Raw genomic sequence first — 18481 nt, forward strand, 5'->3', positions numbered from 1 at the left:
CCAATGGAACAACAACAAGTCAAGCAAGTAGTAGCGACAACAGAGGCACCAGGAGCGATCGGGCCGTACTCACAAGCGGTTCGATTCGGAAATTTGCTGTTCACGTCGGGACAACTCGGCATGGATGCGTCCGGCGTATTTCCGGCAACTGTAGAAGAGCAGACGAAGCGTTCTTTGCTCAATGTGAAGGCGATTCTGGAAGCGGCGGGATATGGTATGGAGGATGTCGTGAAGACAACCGTATTCCTGAAGGACATGAATGATTTTATGGCCGTCAATGCGGCTTATGCCGACTTCTTTGCCGAGCCTTATCCGGCACGCAGCGCCGTTGAGGTCGCACGGCTGCCGAAGGACGGTTTGGTTGAAATTGAAGTGGTTGCCGCTAAATTTTAACTAGCGTCAGATTAGCAGAAAGCAACAGCCCATCATCCTATCAAAGGATGGTGGGCTGTTTATTGTTTATAAATGGATAAGAGTTGCAAGCTTAGCCAAGCACAACCTCGACCTGATGCGTGCGTCCATCGCCGATTGGAGCGATGACATTGCCTTCAATGGCTTTGCCGTCAATCGTGATGCTCTTCACGCCTTTGGACACATGGCTTGGATTTTTGATAGAGATTTCAAACGTATCTCCGCGGAATACGCGGGTTACCTGCAAGCCATTCCAGGAGGAAGGAATGCACGGATCAAGCTTCAGGCCGTCAAACTCAGGCTGAATGCCTAGGATGGCCTGCGTAATCGCCACATAGTTCCAAGCTGCCGTCCCGGTCAGCCAGGAGTTCTTCGCTTCTCCGTGATTAACCGCATCTTTACCCGCGATCATTTGCGAATATACATAAGGCTCCGTCCGGTGAATGTCGCTGATCTCCTCAAGATACGCTGGGGCAATTTTGGAGTAAATCTCGAAGGCGCGATCCCCGTTGCCTAGCACGGTCTCCCCGATCATGATCCAAGGATTATTGTGGCAGAAAATACCGGCATTTTCTTTATATCCAGGAGGATAGGATGAAATCTCGCCAAGGTTCAGGTAGTACTTGGAATACGGCGGCTGCTGCAGAACGATGCCATATTTCGTATCCAAGCGCTTTTCAACGGAGGTCATCGCCTTTTGAGCCAGACCCTCCTCGACGCCGATGCCGGCCATGACGCAAATGCCTTGCGGCTCAATGAAGATTTGACCTTCCTCGTTCTCCTTGCTGCCGATTTTCTCGCCGTAATGATCATAAGCCCGCAGGAACCAATCGCCGTCGAAACCATGCTCCAGCGTTGTTGTGCGCATGGTTTCCATATGAGCTGCGGCTTCGCCAGCTTCCTCTTCCAAGCCGCGGAGACGGCACAGCTTCACGAAATCCGGACCGACGAAGACAAACAATCCGGCGATAAAGACGGATTCCGCCACACGCCCTTCAATGTTGGCCGTCGTTTGGAACGATTCGCCCGGTTCTTTGGAGAAGCAGTTCAGGTTGAGGCAATCGTTCCAGTCGGCGCGGCCGATCAGTGGCAGGCCATGAGGGCCAAGGTTGTTGATGACATGGTAGTAGGAGCGCTTCAAATGCTCAAACAAGGTGGCCGTATTGTCTGGATTGCTATCGAACGGAACTTGCTCGTCAAGGATGCTCATGTCCCCGGTTTCTTTGATGTAGGCGGATGTGCCAAGGATCAGCCACAGCGGATCGTCGTTGAAGCCGCTGCCGACTTCATTGTTGCCTTTCTTTGTAAGCGGCTGGTACTGGTGATAAGCGCTGCCGTCCTCGAATTGGGTTGCCGCGATATCGAGAATCCGCTCCCGGGCTCTTTCCGGAATTTGATGAACGAAGCCAAGCAAATCCTGGTTCGAATCCCGGAAGCCCATGCCGCGTCCGATTCCGGATTCGAAATAGGAAGCGGAACGGGACATGTTGAATGTGACCATGCACTGATACGGATTCCAGATGTTGACCATCCGGTTCAGCTTGTCGTCATCACTTTGGATTTGATACTTGGACAGCAAGCCATCCCAATAGGAAGCCAGCTCCTGCATTGCCCGATCGACGTCCTCGTCAGTCGCGAACTGCTCGATCATTGCCAGGGCAGGCTTCTTGTTGATGATGCCGGGCGCTTCCCATTTCTCATCTTCTTCGTTCTCCACGTAGCCAAGAATGAAGATCAGGCTTTGTTCTTCGCCTGGAGCCAGGGACAGCTTTATTTCATGGGAACCGATCGGAGACCAGCCGCTAGCGATCGAATTCGTCGCTTTGCCTGCGGTGACGACCTGCGGCTCGTGAAGGCCGTTGTACAGGCCTACAAACGATTCGCGGTCCGTATCGAAGCCGTCGATGCGGCGGTTGACAGAGTAGAAGGCGTAGTGATTTCTGCGCTCGCGGTATTCGGTTTTATGATAAATGACGGAATCCTGCACTTCGACTTCCCCGGTGCTCAAATTGCGCTGGAAGTTCGTCATGTCATCCTGCGCGTTCCAGAGACAGAATTCGGCGAAGGAGAACAGAGATACGTTTTTGGCTTCACTGCTCGTGTTCTTGACGGTGAGGCGATGTACCTCCCCCTGGTAGCCTAGCGGAACGAAGGCCAGTTGCGTCACCGAAATGCCATTCCGCTCCCCCGTGATGGAGGTATAACCGAGGCCATGGCGGCATTCATAGAAGTCGAGCTCGCGTTTGACTGGCATCCAGCCCGGCGTCCAGAAATCGCCGTTATCGTACAAATAGTAGTACCGTCCGCCCGTATCCAACGGAATGTTATTGTAGCGGTAGCGGGTAATCCGGCGCAGCCGGGCATCACGGTAGAACGTGTACCCTCCGGCAGTGTTGGAGATCAGACCGAAAAATTCCTCGTTGCCAAGGTAGTTGATCCAGGGATAAGGAGTTTTAGGGGTGTTGATGACATATTCCTTGCGTTGATCGTCAAATTTTCCGAATTTCATGAATGATGGCTCCTTTCGTTTATGAACGCGCGTTTATTTTATTGCAAAAGGCATCCTCTCATGATAGAGAGGAGCCTGTAATGCCCTTGATAAAGCTATTGAGATGACAGAGGTCTGCAAGAATCTCTTGTCACCAGGCGGGTCGGAAAGCTCAGTGTGCTGAAACCCGTCTGTTCGCCGCTGCAAATACGGATAATTCTATCTACCGCGGCTTTGGACATTTCCTCGATCGGCAGGCTGACTGAGGTTAGCTTAGGATGGACGCGGGAGGCCAGCTGCACATCGTCGAAGCCGATGACGGACAGGTCGCCCGGAACCGATATGCCTCGTTCTGCAAAGGCTTCCATCGCTGAAATTGCCATGTCATCGTTCGAGCTGAACAAGGCGGTAGGCAGCTCTTCCCCGGAATCAAGCAGGCCCAGCACGGCACTGTAAGCTTGTTCCTTCAAGAATTCCCCTTGCAGGATGCTGCTCTCTACGATCGGCAAGCCATGCTTCCGCAGCGTATCCTCATACGCCATATAGCGCTCCCGGCCAGAATAGGTATTCATCCGTCCCTGGATGATGCCGATATGCCGGTGGCCTAGTCCGATGAGGTATTCCATAGCTTCCACCGTGCCCTCGTAGTCATTGGAATTGATGACGGCCAAGTGATTTTTGTCGAGTCGCTCGGCCGTAATTTCCGCAATGTCGTAATCGATGAGGACGAGCGGGGCTCCTTGCCCGACCATTTCTCGGACGAGTTCGATGTCCTTCTGGGTGCCGACGAGAATGCCGCCGTCGATTCGTTTCTGCTGGAAGGCCTGCTTCACCTTTTGGAAGTCATTCCGCGAATAAACCGTATGGATCAGCACGTAGAAACCCCGGGCGTTGGCCGTGTCGACCACCAGGTCGACGATGGGGGCGAAGTAGCTGTTCTGGTATATGCGGCGGGCATTTTCCTTTTCGTTCATACTGATGGCAAACAGGCCGATCGTGTCCGTTCGTTTGCCGGCTAGGGCGCGGGCAAAGCTGTTTGGCTCGTAATGATGCCGTTCAATGACTTCAAGCACCTTGGTCCGGGTTGCCTCCGGAACGTTAGGATAATTGTTGATGACGCGGGATACGGTGCTGCGTGACACCCCGGCCAACTTAGCGATATCTTCGCTGCGCATGTTCATCACTCTTTCTGTAAACGCGCGTTTATGACACTATCATAAATGAAGCCTAGGGATAAATCAATCGTAAAAAGCATGACAAAAAAAGCACAAAGCGGTGGAACCGCTCCGTGCCGTTATAATTCTGCTATTTCATATGCTCAAGGTAACGCTCGATGAATAACATCACGTTGTCATAGCGCTCTTCGTTCCAGCCTACCGCCGCGATCAATTCCTTCTTGCCGAGCGGGAGCTGATCCGCCAGCTCGCTGGACGTCAGGTCGATGGCATACACTTGGGGCTCCGGATCCTCCTCCGCTTGTGCGCGAAGAGCAGCATGATCAGGAAGCACTGGGCTTAATACGCCTTCGCTCTCCTGCTGGAGGTTCTTGAAACCGCCGCCGCCAGAAATCCAGTCGAAGGTCGGTTTGTCGATAATATATAAATCAGGTTTTTCGGTAGCGATAATGGCCATTGCCTTTTGTCGGTATACCATTTCTCCCTGTTCAGGAACGTAAGTGATTTGCAAATCGACCCGGTTCCATTCGGGAAATTGCTTGAGAATAGCTTGTTCCAGCGCTTCTTCTCCGTTATTCGCATCAGGTACCGCGAAATTGCCGATAAACAATAGGGATAGATCGAGAGGAGGCAGCGCCGCAATGCGTTTCTGCTCCGCGCGGTAATCCACGAAAGCGTTAATGCCGAAGATCAATACGATGACCGCAATGATGCCGACGATGACATGCGTTCTGTAAATGCGGAAGAAGTCGTCGATTTTCTCTGCCGTTCCCGCGAATTTTCCCCATTTGGCGTACCTTTCCTGGCTCATTTGCTCAAGCTTGCGTTGGTCCTCGCGCCCGGTGATCAGCTTGTAAGCCCGCAGCGAGCGCTCATATTCGCTTTCCGCCTCATCGGCTCCTTTGCGGGAACGAGACTTGCGCAGCGCCATGTCGAAAGCTTGTTCCACTTCTTCTCTGGAAGCGTTCTCGGGCAGGCCGAGCTGTTCGTATGCTTTTTTCAAATCGTCCATGCCAAAATCTCCTCTGTTTCTCTTCATTATGTATAGAAATTGTATGGAAAGAAACCCATGTATTTATTATACTGTTAATTTGGAACGAATGGAAATTTGCATGCTAACACGGTATAAGGGAGTGATTTGCCGAATATTTGGATTTGGCGCGAAACCGTTCTTGCATATAAGTCATGAAGAGGTCCGCGGGTGGGGATTAGGAATTAGAAGGAGTGGCATCATGAGGGACAGCTTTAAACTGAAGTTTTATACGCGACGCAAAACGTCTCTCCAGCGTAGAAACCTAGCTATTGCGACCTGGGAAGGTTTTCCCGCCGTTATATTTCAAACCCTGCTGGGCGGTCAATTTTTGACAGGCTATTTGCTCTATTTAGGAGCTACTTCCGGACAGCTGGGATTTGTGCTGGCAATTACGACCTTTGTAAATATTGCCCAAATTGCCGTGGCGTTTCTCATTCAGCGGCTGACAAGCCGGAAATGGGCTCTGGTATTATTCATTGCAATACACCGGATTTTATGGGCGTTTACGGGACTTGTCCCGTTTTTGTTCCCTAAACCGTATTGGGTTAGCGCATTTATCGCTTTTTATGTGACGGCATGCCTGTTCAACACAATTGGGGGAATGCTGTGGAATTCGCTCATCAGCGATATTGTGCCCGCACGGGTGCGGGGGCGGTATTTCGGCATCAGGAATACGTTCTTGAATGCGCTGGGAACCCTTACGATGTTTACCGGCGGTATGATTCTGGATCGATTTCCGGAGAGTCAGGGCTTTCTGTATTTATATATCATCGTTTGGGTATGCATTATCGCCAATATCATTATTTTCATGTTCTATCCGGACGTAACGTTCGAGCGCTCGGTGGAGAGCAAGTTTTTGCCGATGCTGCGCAAGCCGCTGCAGGACAGCTCATTTATTAAAGCGACTACGTTTCTGGCCAGTTTTCTTTTCTTACAAAACCTGGTTGTGCCGCTATACTCCTACGTGATGCTCGAACTGCTGAAAATTAACTATCAGACGATTTCCCTGCTCAACGTCTCGCAAACGTTAACGATGATGTCGAGCTTCTATATTTGGGGAAGTTTGAATGCGAGATACAGCAACAAGCGCCTGCTGTATTGGACGCTGCCGATCATTGCGGCCTCGATCATGTGCTGGGGTATGCTGTCCGTATTGCCGCAGTTGCCGGTGCTGTTCGCAGCCCATATGCTGTTCGGTGTCGGTGTCGGGGGCTTTAACCAACTGGCGTTCAATTTCATGATTGGGGATACGCCCAAGAGCGAACGGCCGATGTATATGGCGATGTATTCGGCCATTACCGGGGTTGCCGCATTCTTTGGACCGCTTCTCGGCGGCAAGGTCTATGAATGGATTGCGGATTGGCCGCAATGGATTCAAGTGTTCGGGATGCAGCTTGGGGTCGCCGCGGCGATGATTGTACTGGCTCTCGTGTTTGGCCGGCGAATATTACGGGATGCTTGAAGTGGAGCACGGTTTGATAGATACTGTATTTACTTGCTTAATATTGAAGGGAGACTAATCAAATGACGCAACTCAAAGCTTATGAAGGCATGTATCAAGGCGAGAAGGCCGTATGGCTGCAGGCTGGAAAATACGAAGCTGCGCTTGTTCCGAACGTAGGCGGCAACCTGATCGCATTTCGGGACAACGTAAGCGGTTTCCGCTTTCTGCGCGAGCCGGCGGAGCAGGAGATGGATGAGTTCCGCAGCAATCCGGGCGTATACGGGATTCCCGTTCTTTTCCCGCCAAACCGTTATGAGGACGGCAAGTTTCCTTGGAAAGGCACGACCTACCAGTTCCCGGTCAACGAGGAGGCTACGGGCAACCATCTGCACGGCTTCCTACATACGATTCCATGGCAAGTGGAGGAGTTCGGCAGCACGCAGCAGGAGAGCTATGTTGTCGTCAAGGTTAGCGTAGACGAAGCTCACGAGGTCTATCGTTATCTGCCGTTTAAATTCACCGTCCGCCTGAAATATACGCTGGGCGAGCATGGTTTGGCACAGCATGTGTTCGTGCGAAATGACGGCGAGAACGAGATGCCTTGCCTGCTAGCCTTCCATACTGCTGTTAACGCTCCATTTGCAGCTGGAAGTCAAGCGAGCGATTACAAGATGAAATTCACGATCGGCGAGCGATGGGAGCTGAATGAACGAATGCTGCCGACAGGGAAGCATATGCCTTTGAGCGCAGAGGAAGAAGCGATGAAGAATGAAGGTGTATATCCATTCTTTACCTCCCTGGACAACCATTATACGGCAGTACCGCAAAACGGCAGAAATCGCATGGAGCTGACGGATTCCAAGCTGGGCCTTATGCTCGTTTACGACGTAGGAACGTCCTACAAGCAGTGGATGATCTGGAACAACGGAGGCGCGGAAGGATTCTTCTGCCCTGAGCCGCAGATCAATCTGGTGAATGCGCCTCATGTTGGCCTGCCGGCCGATGAAATTGGGCTGTTCAGCCTGGCGCCGGGTGAAATCTGGGAGGAGTCCGCGAGATTGTACGTGAAGAAGGCTGCAAAATAATTATATAGCAGCAGGAAACATTCTTAGTAGAAAACAAAAAAAGCAGCGCTGCTCCCTTGCTAAAGGCGGGATCAGGCTGCTTATTTTGTTTGGTCTGATGGAACGACGGCAGTTTACCCGACTTCAGCTACACTTTCGTTCCGCTCGGGAAGGAGGCGCTTGATCTGCTCCAAATTTCTTCTTGGCACGTTGATCGTCTTGATGCCATGAATGTGATCCCTGAATAGCAGTACGTTGTCCTGGATGTCCGTCACCTTATGCAGGTTGACGTAACAGTTGGTGCTTACGCGGTAGAAAGAGGGGTCTGAGATTAGTTTTGAGGTTTGGTCAGCAGAGAGTCTCTTTTTTATACTGTAGTTTCTGCCGTGGAAACAAACTAAGCCATGACCTCCTACTTTGAAGAAATAAGCGTCATGTGGATCGAGGACCTCGTAGACGTTCTTCTCCTCTAGTCCGACATTCATCATTCCAAAATCCCCCTTTAGATGATGTTGTGGAAGCGCTTGCAGTATAACATATTTTTCGGGGTTTGTGTAGTACTTAGGCTCAAATTTTAAATATTTCCAATTAATGCCGGACTGGACATTTGACCGAAAGTACGGAAGAATAGGAAGACAAGATGATGTAGAGAGGGAGTGTGACCATAGTGTCAGAACAACAACGACTACTATTATACATAGGATCATATGCCGAAGCTGCGGATCCGGGACTTTATGTGGTGGAGATGAACCCGTCGACGGGTGAACTGACTCGCCTTGGCGAAGCTGCCGGACTTAAGAATCCGACCTTTCTGAAAGTGGATGCCGCCAGCAGGATGCTGTACGCCATTTCCGAGACGAAGACGGCAAGCGAAGAGCGGATCGGCGAGGTTGCAAGCTTTGCCGTTGATCCGGCAGCGGGTACTCTAACGGAATTGAACCGGGCACTTACGCTGCAGCCATCGACATCGCATATCGAGCTTGAACCGCAAAGCCACTATGCCGTCGTCTCTGGTTATCATGGGGGCAATGTCGGCCTCGTTCGCCTGCTGAATGACGGGCTTGCTGGCAAGCAGACGGATGAGCGGCAGCATGAAGGAAAAGGCGCAGACCCGGTAAGGCAAGACCGGCCGCATCCGCATTCCGCGCTGTTCACCCCGGACAGCCGCTATGTTCTCGTCGCCGACCTGGGGCTCGATAAAGTATTCGTTTATCGGCTTGATGCACAAGGCGACAAGCTGGTGTACCATAGCGAAGTGAAGACGGCACCGGGCGCGGGACCCCGTCATCTTGCGCTTCATCCGAACGGCAAGTGGCTGTATTCGATCAATGAAGTTAATTCCTCGCTGACGCTGTTCGCCTTCGATACGGAAGCAGGAACGCTTGCGGCCGTCGATGCAGTGCCGACTTTGCCGGAAGGCTATGGCGGAGAGAATACGACGGCGGAGGTAGCGATTTCCCGAGACGGGAAATTCCTATATGGCTCCAACCGCGGCCACGACAGCATCGTCGTCTTTGCCATCGATCAAGACAGTGGCAAGCTGACTCTGGTTCAGCATATTTCCAGCGAAGGCGGTCATCCGCGACACTTCGCATTGACCCCCGCGGGCGATTATCTCGTAGCGGCTAACCGTGATTCGGATAATTTGGCCGTATTCCGTATTGACCAGGCTACCGGTAGATTGGAGTTTACGGGGCAAACCGCGACTATCTCGAAACCGGTATGCGTGCAGCCCGTATTGTTCGAACTGTAACATATTTCAGTCCTGTCCAAGTTGTTTGGGCGGGACTGTTTTTCATTATTAACAGTAATTTTACGAAAAAACAGTTCTCGCTTACTTGCTTTCACTGGTATGCTGACTTAAGATTAATTCAAGGAAGTTCGGAAGATGCCGTAATTCCTCATACACCGTTAGATAGTCTAATATCAAAGGAGCAGGTCGCTTATAATGACTTTTTTTAAAGAGCTATTTCAAATTGCGGGTTTCCGCAGGTTTCTTGCCTTGGTTTTCGTCATTTTAGTCCTCTACTTTTCACGAAGCATGCTGAACATGCTGCTGATCACCTTCATCCTAACCTATCTGATCAATCGTCTGCATAATTTCATAACACGGAATGTCGACAAAGTCGTCAAAATTAATCGGAACATTACGATTCTTATCATATATGCCGTAATATTAACCTTGCTCGTCACGACCGTGTATCACTATTTGCCCGTATTTCTGGATGAGTTCAACGATCTGGTCAACCAGGTTATTTCGTTCTACGATAATCCCCCTACGAATTTGCCGGACAACGTCTTGTTAAACTTCCTGGTGGATTCCTTGAGGGAGATTGATCTGTCCAAGTATGTTGGTAACGGCTTTAACTTTCTGCTTAAGACCGTATCCGATATCGGGAAGTGGAGTTTGAATCTATTCGTTGCGATTATACTTAGCTTGTTCTTCCTGCTGGAAAAGGAGAAGGTCACGAACTTTACGGCCAAATTTAAAGAGAGCCGCGCGGCGTTCCTGTTTAATGAGCTAGAGTATTTCGGCAAAAAATTCGTCGCTTCCTTCGGAAAAGTGATCGAGGTTCAGTTCTTGATTGCTACCGTGAATGCCATTTTATCCACGATCTTTCTGTGGATCTTCGGATTTCCGAATCTGGTTGCCATCGGCATCATGATTTTCCTTCTCGGGCTGATTCCGGTGATGGGTGTCATTATCTCTTTGATTCCGCTTTGCGCGATTGCTTTCAAAATCGGCGGTCTGGTCAAAATCGTCTATGTCCTAGTCATGATTGCGGTTGTCCATGCATTTGAGACCTACTTCCTCAATCCGAAATTCATGTCGAACAAGACGCATTTACCGATTTTCTACACATTCATGATTTTGCTCGTAGGGGAGCATTTCCTCGGTGTATGGGGGCTGATCGTCGGCGTGCCGGTCTTCATCTTCCTTTTGGATATATTGGAGGTCCCGGTGGGGAATGGAGCCGCTAAACCGAAGAAGAAGAAAGCCGCGCTCAAAGGAGCGGGTCGCTGATCCAGGCTGCTCTTGCAATCGCGAACTGGAACGCGAATTGCAGAACGAGGACGGCATCATGAAGCGCTTCTTGTGCTCAATGGCTGAGCAATTATGGGAAAAGTAGCTTGGTGCAGTCGCGGTATGGAGTAACTGAACGCTGAAAAGCTAGGCAACACTGTTGCTACGAGGCTGGATGTGCCGAGAGGCTGGGTAACAGCGTGGTGCCGAGAGCTTAGGAGCTTCTAACGGACATAAGATCCGCTATTTGTGGTGAAACTCCTTTTTTATACCTGCCAACGGACAGAGAAGCCCTTAATGGGGCTCAATCATCTCATTTTCACTTCATTTTAGCGATATAGCGGAACCTATGTCCGTAAAGCTCGATTTTTCAGGTGTTTTCACCGAATAGCGGAACCAAGGTCTGTTAGCATTGCTAAGACATGTAGAAAAAAGGGGCTATCCAGAGGCCAATGAAAACATAAAGTGCTCCGTTTCAAATAGACATTACAAATAATAAAGTTAGCTAAGCGGCCTTTGTCCTGAATTCCATCGGACTGAGGCCGCTTAGCTATGTTCTTTTTTATTCAAAATCAGTAACAGGTTTTAATGCATAGCACTTACTGGATAGCCCTTTTTTGTTCTAGACTAATCTGCCTTGTGCCATAGAATCGTGTTATTGTTGCGATAATCCGTCACGGGGTGTTCTTTGCTTGAGTTTTTCCAAGTGCGGTTGACGATTTTTTTGAGCTTGACGGGGAGCTCCATTTTCATCGTTTCCGCTTTTTCCTTGCTTAGCCTGCCATCAGCAGCAGCTTTGTCGATATGGCCCGTGACGACCACGGTCAGCTTCTGCACGTATTCTGCTTCGCTCCAGCCCTTGCGGGCCTGGACGACTTGGAGCAGGGATTTGCCTTGCTTTAAATCTTCGATAAGCACCTTCGGCTCCACCCCCAGCAATTCAGCAGTATCCTTGACGATATGCCCGCCCCGGAAATGTCCTTTGTGATGATGGTGGGGTTTCTGCTGCTCCTTTTCCCCTCTTGGCGAAGCCTCGGGAATCGCCGTTGGTTCATGATAAGCCAGTGCGGTTTCAGCGATAGCTGCATATCCGCCGACGGCTATGACGGCCGCCAAGAAACCTTTCTCCAGTAGTTTGCGTATGTGTCTCATAGACATTTTTCACCTCATCGTTTAGAATGATTGGGTCTTTCTCTCATGTAGTTTTGACCAAAAAACGAAAGCTTATCTTAAAATTAGCTAAAAATTGAATCAAGCGGGGAATTGGGTAAAATGAAGTAATGAACGGATAGGGAACAGGAGGAATTTGTGTGACGTTTGGACCCAGAATGCTCAAAACCGGAATTGCCGTAACGTTAGCGCTTTATGTAGTTTTCTGGTTTGGCCTGTCGTCGCCCGTCATCGCTGCGGTTGCTGCGATCTTTGCGATGCAGCCGACGATCTACCGCTCATGGCGCTATTTGCTCGATCAATTGCAGACGAATACGCTTGGCGCGGTGCTCGCCATGGCAGGAGGCGCGTTCTTCTCGAATGAGCCGATTGCGGTCGGGCTTGTGTGCATCCTTGTAATCATGATCTGCATTCGCCTGAAAATGAATGAGACGATTGGGGTTACGCTCGTCACGGTCGTTGCGGTTATGGAGGCGTCAGGACAATGGGAATTCGCGATTACCCGGTTTACGCTTATATTGATCGGAATCGTCTCCGCGTTCCTCATTAATATACTCGTATTTCCACCGAAACCGAGGGTGCAGTACGATAGCCAGACCAAGAAGACGTTCGAGCAATTATCCATTCTGCTTCGCACGGCGATTTCCAGCGAAATGAAGGAAAGCGTGTTCCGCAATCAGAAGCGTGAGCTTGAAGACACGATAAATTCGATTAGCGAGACGTATAAAATGATGGAGGAAGACCAGAAGAAACTGAAAGCTCCCAAATTCAGCAACAGCCGCCAACTGGTCGTATATAAGCAAATATTACGGACGCTTCGCAAGGGCTATGAGGTACTGGATGCCATCGAACAGCATTATTTTCAGGCGGTTCGTCCGCCGGAAGTCAACGAGGCATTTGATATGCATCTAGAGAAGCTTATCAAGTTCCACGAGCATATTATGCTGAAGTTTGAGGGGAAGCTGAAACCGAATACCCGAGAGGCGGAATTGTTCGAGCAGGAGAACGACATGTTCCAGCGGGGCATGCTGGATCGTTATGCCGAGCAGCGGGAGGGAATCCTTCGTTTATCCATCGTTTCGGCGGCAATATATGAATATGGTCATCAATTGCAGCGTCTGAACCGCCTGGCGGATCACTCCGATATGCCGATTTCGGCCTCATAGGTATCAGCCAGCCTTGTAGCGGCTGCATGCCAAAGCAAAAACAGTCCCTCTGTCCGGTTAGGGCAGGGGGACTGTTGAAATTGACACAATAAATGGTTAGAATGAGAAATGGACTGAAAAATAAATGAGTTTAGACATAATAAACCTAAATATATTTTATCACGTATATCTTCGTTTGTCAATAATGTGTTAGCAAGGAAACGGCCGGCGAGGCAGCCATTATTAAGATTATGTAGAGGGGCGATCATCTTTGGATAGAACGGATAAGGCTTGGCAGGAAGAGCAGGGGCGCGTCGAGTACGTTGCTGATCAAATCGAGAAGCGCATTCGCAGGCTGGAGTCGGAAGTTACGGTTGTCCGGGAAGACGTAGTCGGCATGCGCCGGGATTTCTGGGACGAAGTCACTGTGAACTTCAGTGAAGCGGACGATGTTGGCGAGACTTCGACGAGCTTGCGTCAGCAATCGCAAGTTCTATCCGACCGGGAGAGAAGTCATCTTCATGCTTCGGCGGCTTTGGGAAAAATGAGGCGCCTCAAGCAGTCTCCATATTTCGGCCGTATTGATTTCGCCGAGGAAGGCGGCGAGGAAGAAACAATTTATTTAGGAATTGCTTCTCTGCTGGAGGAGGGGGACGAAGAGTTCCTCGTATACGATTGGCGCGCACCGATTTCCAATTTGTACTATGACGGAGTGCCGGGTCCGGCTTCTTATATGACTCCCTCCGGGAAAATTGAAGGCGCGATGTCACTGAAACGCCAATTCGTCATTCATGGACGGGTCATTAAACTCATGTTCGATACGGGAGTAACGATCGGCGACGAAATGCTCCAGCAAGTGCTGAGCCGCAGCTCGGATGCGCAAATGAAGAGCATAGTGGCGACGATCCAGAAGGAGCAGAACCGGATTATCCGCAACGATCACAGTCGGATGCTGATCGTTCAGGGGGCAGCGGGCAGCGGGAAGACTTCAGCCGCACTGCAGCGGGTCGCTTACTTGCTGTATAAACATCGGGAGCGTTTGAACGCCGACCAGATGATTCTTTTCTCCCCTAATCCGATGTTCAATAGCTATGTCTCTACCGTGCTCCCAGAGCTTGGAGAAGAGAATATGCAGCAGACTACGTTTCAGGAATACCTGGAACATCGTTTGGGCCGGGAGTTTCAGCTGGAGGATCCGTTCGTGCAAATCGAATACGTCCTAACCGGGACAGAGGATGAGGATTATGCGCACAGAATTAGCGGGATACGCTATAAATCGTCCCCACTGTATCTTGATGCGGTTAACCGCTATAAGCATTGGCTCGAGAAGAAGGGGATGAAGTTCCGACCACTCCGTTTTCAAGGCCAGACCGTCGTAGGTGCCGAGGAGATCAGCCGGCAGTTCTACGATTACGATCAGGCGATTACCTTGGCGAACCGCTGTGAACTGCTGAAAGAATGGCTGCTTAAGGAGATTGCCGCGTTCGGGAAAAGCCAGTTGGACGCACCTTGGGTCGAGGAGCAGATTCAGCTTCTAGATGCGGAGGACTATCAGCGGGCATACCAGCGCATGCGCCGGAAACAGCGGGGCAGCGGCGCTTCGTTTAACGACTACGAGGACGAGAAGGAAATTCTCGGGCGGATGGTCGTTAGCGACCGATTGAAGCCGTTGCGCAGATGGGTAAAGACGCTGCGTTTCGTCGACATTACGACGCTGTACACGCAGTTGTTCGAGCAACCGGAAATTGCGGCTGATTTGGGGCTGGAAGATCTACCGGAGGATTGGCGCGAGATTGGCCGGCAGAGCGTGGACAAAATCCGCGCGGGAGAAATGTTCTATGAGGATATTACCCCCTTCCTATATTTAAAGGAACTTGTATTAGGCTTTCACGCTAATACAGATATTCGTCACGTTATTATCGATGAAGCTCAGGACTATTCACCGTTTCAGTTATTCTTCCTCAAGCGGCTGTTCCCTCGGGCGCGCATGACGGCGCTCGGTGACCTGAATCAGGCGATTTACGCCCATGCCTCGGTGCTTCAGCAGTCGGCGACGCTGACTGATTTGTACGGGACAGAGGAAAGCGAGCTTATCGTGCTGAGGCAGAGCTACCGGTCAACTCGCGAAATTGTCGAATTTACGAAACGGATGATTGCCGGCGGCGAGGAAATCGTTCCCTTCAACCGTGAAGGCGAGAAACCGCTGGTAAGAGTGCTTCAGGATCAGGAAGATATGAATCGCGAGATCAAACGGGATCTTCTGTCATTGCGGGATGAAGGTTACGAGACGATTGCGGTCATCTGCAGAACGGCCGAACAAAGCGAGCAGGTGCATGAAATGCTGGCACAGGATTTGCCCGCCAAGCTGATCAAGAAAACGACGCTTTCGTTCGAAAAGGGGATCCATATTATACCTGCATACCTGGCAAAGGGCGTGGAATTTGACGCGGTCCTTATCTATGACGGTTCCAATCGCAACTACACCAAAGAAACAGAGCGCAAGTTGTTCTACACCGCTTGTACGAGAGCCATGCATCTGCTGCATGTATATTCGGCGGGTGAGCCAAGCCGATTCATTACAGAGAGCGGGCAGTCGACTTATATCCAGGCTTAGGCAGGGTCAGTTCGAATATATTTTCGCATTTCAACCACACTAATCATATCGTGTGTTGAAAGGTGGCCAAGTAAGGATGGATAACAAAAAAGGCGATTTGTTCGCTCTAGCCTCCATACCGTTGATCATGACTTTAGGGAGTTCGATGATCATTCCGATATTGCCTCAAATTTCGCGCAAGCTGCACATTTCATCGTTCCAAGTCAGCATGCTTATAACGGTATACGCGGTTGTCGCGATTTTGCTTGTGCCAATCGCCGGCTATCTTTCCGATAAATACGGCAGGAAAATGATCATTATTCCAAGCCTGATCATCGCTGGCGTCGGTGGTGCGGTAGCAGGCGTGGCCAGTTGGTTTGCGGAGGGAATGACGGTTTACTGGATCATTTTAGGCGGCCGCCTGCTGCAGGGAATCGGGGCGGCGGGAGCCTTTCCGATCGTTCTCCCGCTTGTTGGCGATATGTTTGACGATGACGAACAGGTAAGCCATAGCCTGGGGATTATTGAGACATCCAACACGTTTGGCAAAGTGCTCAGCCCAATTTTGGGAGCCTTGCTTGGCGCCTGGATTTGGTACGTGCCGTTTTTGGCAATTCCCGTTTTGTGCCTTGCTTCTTTGCTGCTCGTTATTTTCATGGTGAAGGAACCGGAGCGCAAGGAAGAGGCCAAGCCGTTAGGCGAGTTTTTGGGCACGGTAAAAAAAGTATTTAAGGAGAAGGGCCGCTGGCTTTACGCTATTTTTGCGATTGGTTGTATTTGTATGTTTCTAGTGTTTGGCGTGCTCTTCTACTTATCCGAGCAGCTTGAGACCAAGCATGGACTGGATGGAGTGCTGAAGGGGCTGGTGCTGGCGATACCGCTGGCTGCGCTGTGCCTTGCCGCCTTTTTTACAGGTAAGAAGATCGGTAACAACAAGACGTTGATGAAATGGTGCGGGGTCGTAGGATTGGTACTGTCCACGGGTGCTCTTTTTGGCATTGGCTTTTTTAACAATATTTATTTTGTTATCGCTTGTCTGGTCGTTTGCGGCGCTGGCATCGGCATGGTTCTGCCGAGCTCCGATGCCCTCATTACCGAAGGGATTGAGAAATCCCTGCGCGGCACAATTACGTCCATCTATGGAAGCATGCGCTTCATCGGTGTTTCCTTAGGGCCTCCGATCGTATCGCTGCTCAATAAAGCAGGGCATATGACGCTGTTCTTCGTAATCGCCGGCATATCTCTCATAGCGGTAATTTTGCTGCTGCTGATGGTTAAACCGGAAACGGATAAGGAAAAAGGTAAAATCAAAAAAGCGCCGCATCCCGCTCACTAGCCTTAAGTTCAAAAAAATCACAATTTATCCTAATATATACTTAATTAGTGTTAAATTTGTCCTATTGTTCCCTCTTGCTGCTTTGTACAATCGAACAATCAAATGATTTTTCGATAATGAGAGGGGAATAGTGATGAAGCAGCAAAATCGGCAGATGGGTCTTGTGACGCTTGCTGCGATAGCCTTGACTGCAGTAGCCATTGTGATCTTTACCAGCTTGAGGGACAGCAAGCCGAAAGCGGAGTTTCCTGATTTCGACCAGGTTTCGATTGAATTTAGTCTGGACGGATTTAATGAAGCGGAGCAGCCTTACATCGGCGATAGAAACGCTCCGGTTACGATCGTTGAATTCGCCGACTATAAATGTCCGGCCTGCAAAAGATGGAACGAGGAGGTTCTTCCCGAGCTGAAGCGGGAATACCTAGATACGGGCAAAGCCGTATTATATTATATCGATTATCCTTTTTTGGCGCCGGACTCTAACCTCGCGGCATTAGCCGGTGAGACGCTGTATCAGCAGAATCAGGATTATTTCTGGACATATCATGAGAAGATGAGTGAGCTGCAAGGGAAGAAGGACGATACTTGGGCAACGAAGTCATTTATTCTCGATTTGGTACGCACCTATATCCCCGAAGCGGATATTGAGAAATTCGAGCAGGATGTGGATAGCTGGACATATAGCGCTAATGTAAAAAAAGATCTCATGCTCGTTGAGCATTATCAGGTCAGAGGAACGCCAACGGTTTTTGTCAATGGAAAAGAGATCGAAGACGCTTCTTTTGCCGGCATTCAATCCGCGATTGAGAAATGAATACCATTATTGTAGATCGGCAAGTCCGCAATGGACTTGCTGTTCTTTTTTGTCTCATATTTTGGTATGATGTAATCGTGATTTTTAGATCAGGAGGGGTAACCATGAATGCAAAACAAGCGGCGGGCTACCGTGCGGCAGAATTTGTCAAGGAAGGAATGACGGTCGGGCTAGGGACAGGATCGACGGCCTTTTATGCCATTGAGAAAATCGGTGAAATGGTTGCGGGTGGGCTCAGTATTCGGGCGATTGCTACATCTAAAGCTTCGGAAGAGCTCGCTGCTAAATATAATATTCCGCTTATTCCTGCGGCCGAGATTGAACGGTTAGATATCGCGATTGACGGCGCGGACGAAGTAGACCCGGAGATGGCTCTTATCAAGGGTGGCGGCGGCGCATTGCTGCGGGAGAAGCTGGTTGCGGTTCAAAGCGACCGGTTCGTCGTCATTGCCGACAGTAATAAAAGAGTAGAACATTTGGGGCAATTCAAGCTGCCGATTGAAATTGTGCCTTTTTGTTATGAATGGACACTTCGCCTGCTGCGGAGCCGTTATAATGTAGCGATTGAAATGCGGATGAACGGCGATAAGCTATATGTTACAGATAACGGCAACTATATCGCCGATGCGGCTTTCGGCAAGATCGAATCGCCAGGGAAGCTGAGCGATGAGCTGAAGGCAACGACCGGGGTCGTGGAGCACGGCTTGTTTGTGGGCATTGCCCGTACGGTCATCATCGGCCACGAGGACGGAAGTACGGAGATTATCGAGAAGTAGGAAGGAT

15 protein-coding genes are annotated in these 18481 nt (G+C 50.2%); 10 read left to right on the forward strand and 5 right to left on the reverse strand.

From position 1 onward, the window contains the following. The first annotated feature begins 3 nt into the window (after positions 1–3). On the forward strand, positions 4–393 hold the full coding sequence (locus tag ACYUJT_RS04580; protein WP_460319131.1) for a RidA family protein: 390 nt from the start codon (positions 4–6) through the stop codon (positions 391–393). A gap of 91 nt (positions 394–484) precedes the next feature. On the opposite strand, the gene ACYUJT_RS04585 is transcribed toward ACYUJT_RS04580, so the two are convergent. The 3 genes from ACYUJT_RS04585 to ACYUJT_RS04595 all read right to left on the reverse strand — a co-directional run bounded on the left by ACYUJT_RS04585 (position 485) and on the right by ACYUJT_RS04595 (position 5086). After that, the gene (locus tag ACYUJT_RS04585) at positions 485–2920 is read right to left on the reverse strand and encodes a GH36-type glycosyl hydrolase domain-containing protein (RefSeq protein ID WP_460319132.1); all 2436 of its coding nucleotides are present in this window, start codon (positions 2918–2920) and stop codon (positions 485–487) included. 95 nt (positions 2921–3015) lie between these two features. Next, on the reverse strand, positions 3016–4074 hold the full coding sequence (locus ACYUJT_RS04590; RefSeq protein WP_460319133.1) for a LacI family DNA-binding transcriptional regulator: 1059 nt from the start codon (positions 4072–4074) through the stop codon (positions 3016–3018). Positions 4075–4204: 130 nt separating this feature from the next. Continuing rightward, the gene (locus ACYUJT_RS04595) at positions 4205–5086 is read right to left on the reverse strand and encodes a molecular chaperone DnaJ (protein WP_460319134.1); all 882 of its coding nucleotides are present in this window, start codon (positions 5084–5086) and stop codon (positions 4205–4207) included. A 220-nt stretch (positions 5087–5306) separates the two neighbouring features. Here ACYUJT_RS04595 and ACYUJT_RS04600 point away from each other — a divergent pair, with 220 nt between their 5' ends. Further along, on the forward strand, positions 5307–6569 hold the full coding sequence (locus ACYUJT_RS04600; RefSeq protein ID WP_460319136.1) for an MFS transporter: 1263 nt from the start codon (positions 5307–5309) through the stop codon (positions 6567–6569). Between the two features lie 62 nt (positions 6570–6631). Then, positions 6632–7636: an aldose epimerase family protein gene (locus ACYUJT_RS04605; RefSeq protein ID WP_460319137.1), complete on the forward strand. Its 1005-nt coding sequence runs from the start codon at positions 6632–6634 to the stop codon at positions 7634–7636. Positions 7637–7749: 113 nt separating this feature from the next. Here the strand turns inward: ACYUJT_RS04605 and ACYUJT_RS04610 are convergent, their stop codons facing one another. After that, the gene (locus ACYUJT_RS04610; protein ID WP_460319139.1) at positions 7750–8103 is read right to left on the reverse strand and encodes a LytTR family transcriptional regulator DNA-binding domain-containing protein; all 354 of its coding nucleotides are present in this window, start codon (positions 8101–8103) and stop codon (positions 7750–7752) included. A gap of 179 nt (positions 8104–8282) precedes the next feature. Between ACYUJT_RS04610 and ACYUJT_RS04615 the strand changes: the two genes are divergently transcribed. After that, the gene (locus tag ACYUJT_RS04615) at positions 8283–9368 is read left to right on the forward strand and encodes a lactonase family protein (RefSeq protein ID WP_460319141.1); all 1086 of its coding nucleotides are present in this window, start codon (positions 8283–8285) and stop codon (positions 9366–9368) included. Between the two features lie 195 nt (positions 9369–9563). Then, positions 9564–10640 carry an AI-2E family transporter gene (locus ACYUJT_RS04620; RefSeq protein WP_460319142.1) on the forward strand — a complete coding sequence of 359 codons (1077 nt, stop codon included), beginning with the start codon at positions 9564–9566 and terminating at the stop codon, positions 10638–10640. Between the two features lie 627 nt (positions 10641–11267). Here ACYUJT_RS04620 and ACYUJT_RS04625 read toward each other — a convergent pair. After that, on the reverse strand, positions 11268–11792 hold the full coding sequence (locus ACYUJT_RS04625) for a hypothetical protein (protein ID WP_460319144.1): 525 nt from the start codon (positions 11790–11792) through the stop codon (positions 11268–11270). Positions 11793–11950: 158 nt separating this feature from the next. Between ACYUJT_RS04625 and ACYUJT_RS04630 the strand changes: the two genes are divergently transcribed. The 5 genes from ACYUJT_RS04630 to rpiA all read left to right on the forward strand — a co-directional run bounded on the left by ACYUJT_RS04630 (position 11951) and on the right by rpiA (position 18474). Continuing rightward, the gene (locus tag ACYUJT_RS04630) at positions 11951–12976 is read left to right on the forward strand and encodes an FUSC family protein (RefSeq protein WP_460319145.1); all 1026 of its coding nucleotides are present in this window, start codon (positions 11951–11953) and stop codon (positions 12974–12976) included. A gap of 250 nt (positions 12977–13226) precedes the next feature. Continuing rightward, a complete protein-coding gene (gene helD / locus ACYUJT_RS04635; RefSeq protein ID WP_460319147.1) occupies positions 13227–15569 on the forward strand; it encodes an RNA polymerase recycling motor HelD in 2343 nt (780 codons plus the stop codon). Between the two features lie 76 nt (positions 15570–15645). After that, entirely contained in the window at positions 15646–16884 is a 1239-nt protein-coding gene (locus tag ACYUJT_RS04640; RefSeq protein ID WP_460319149.1) for an MFS transporter, read from the forward strand. A gap of 133 nt (positions 16885–17017) precedes the next feature. Further along, entirely contained in the window at positions 17018–17698 is a 681-nt protein-coding gene (locus tag ACYUJT_RS04645; RefSeq protein ID WP_460319151.1) for a DsbA family protein, read from the forward strand. Positions 17699–17802: 104 nt separating this feature from the next. Continuing rightward, entirely contained in the window at positions 17803–18474 is a 672-nt protein-coding gene (rpiA, locus tag ACYUJT_RS04650; protein ID WP_460319152.1) for a ribose-5-phosphate isomerase RpiA, read from the forward strand. Positions 18475–18481 lie beyond the last annotated feature (7 nt).

It is taken from the genome of Paenibacillus sp. YSY-4.3 (assembly GCF_054767475.1).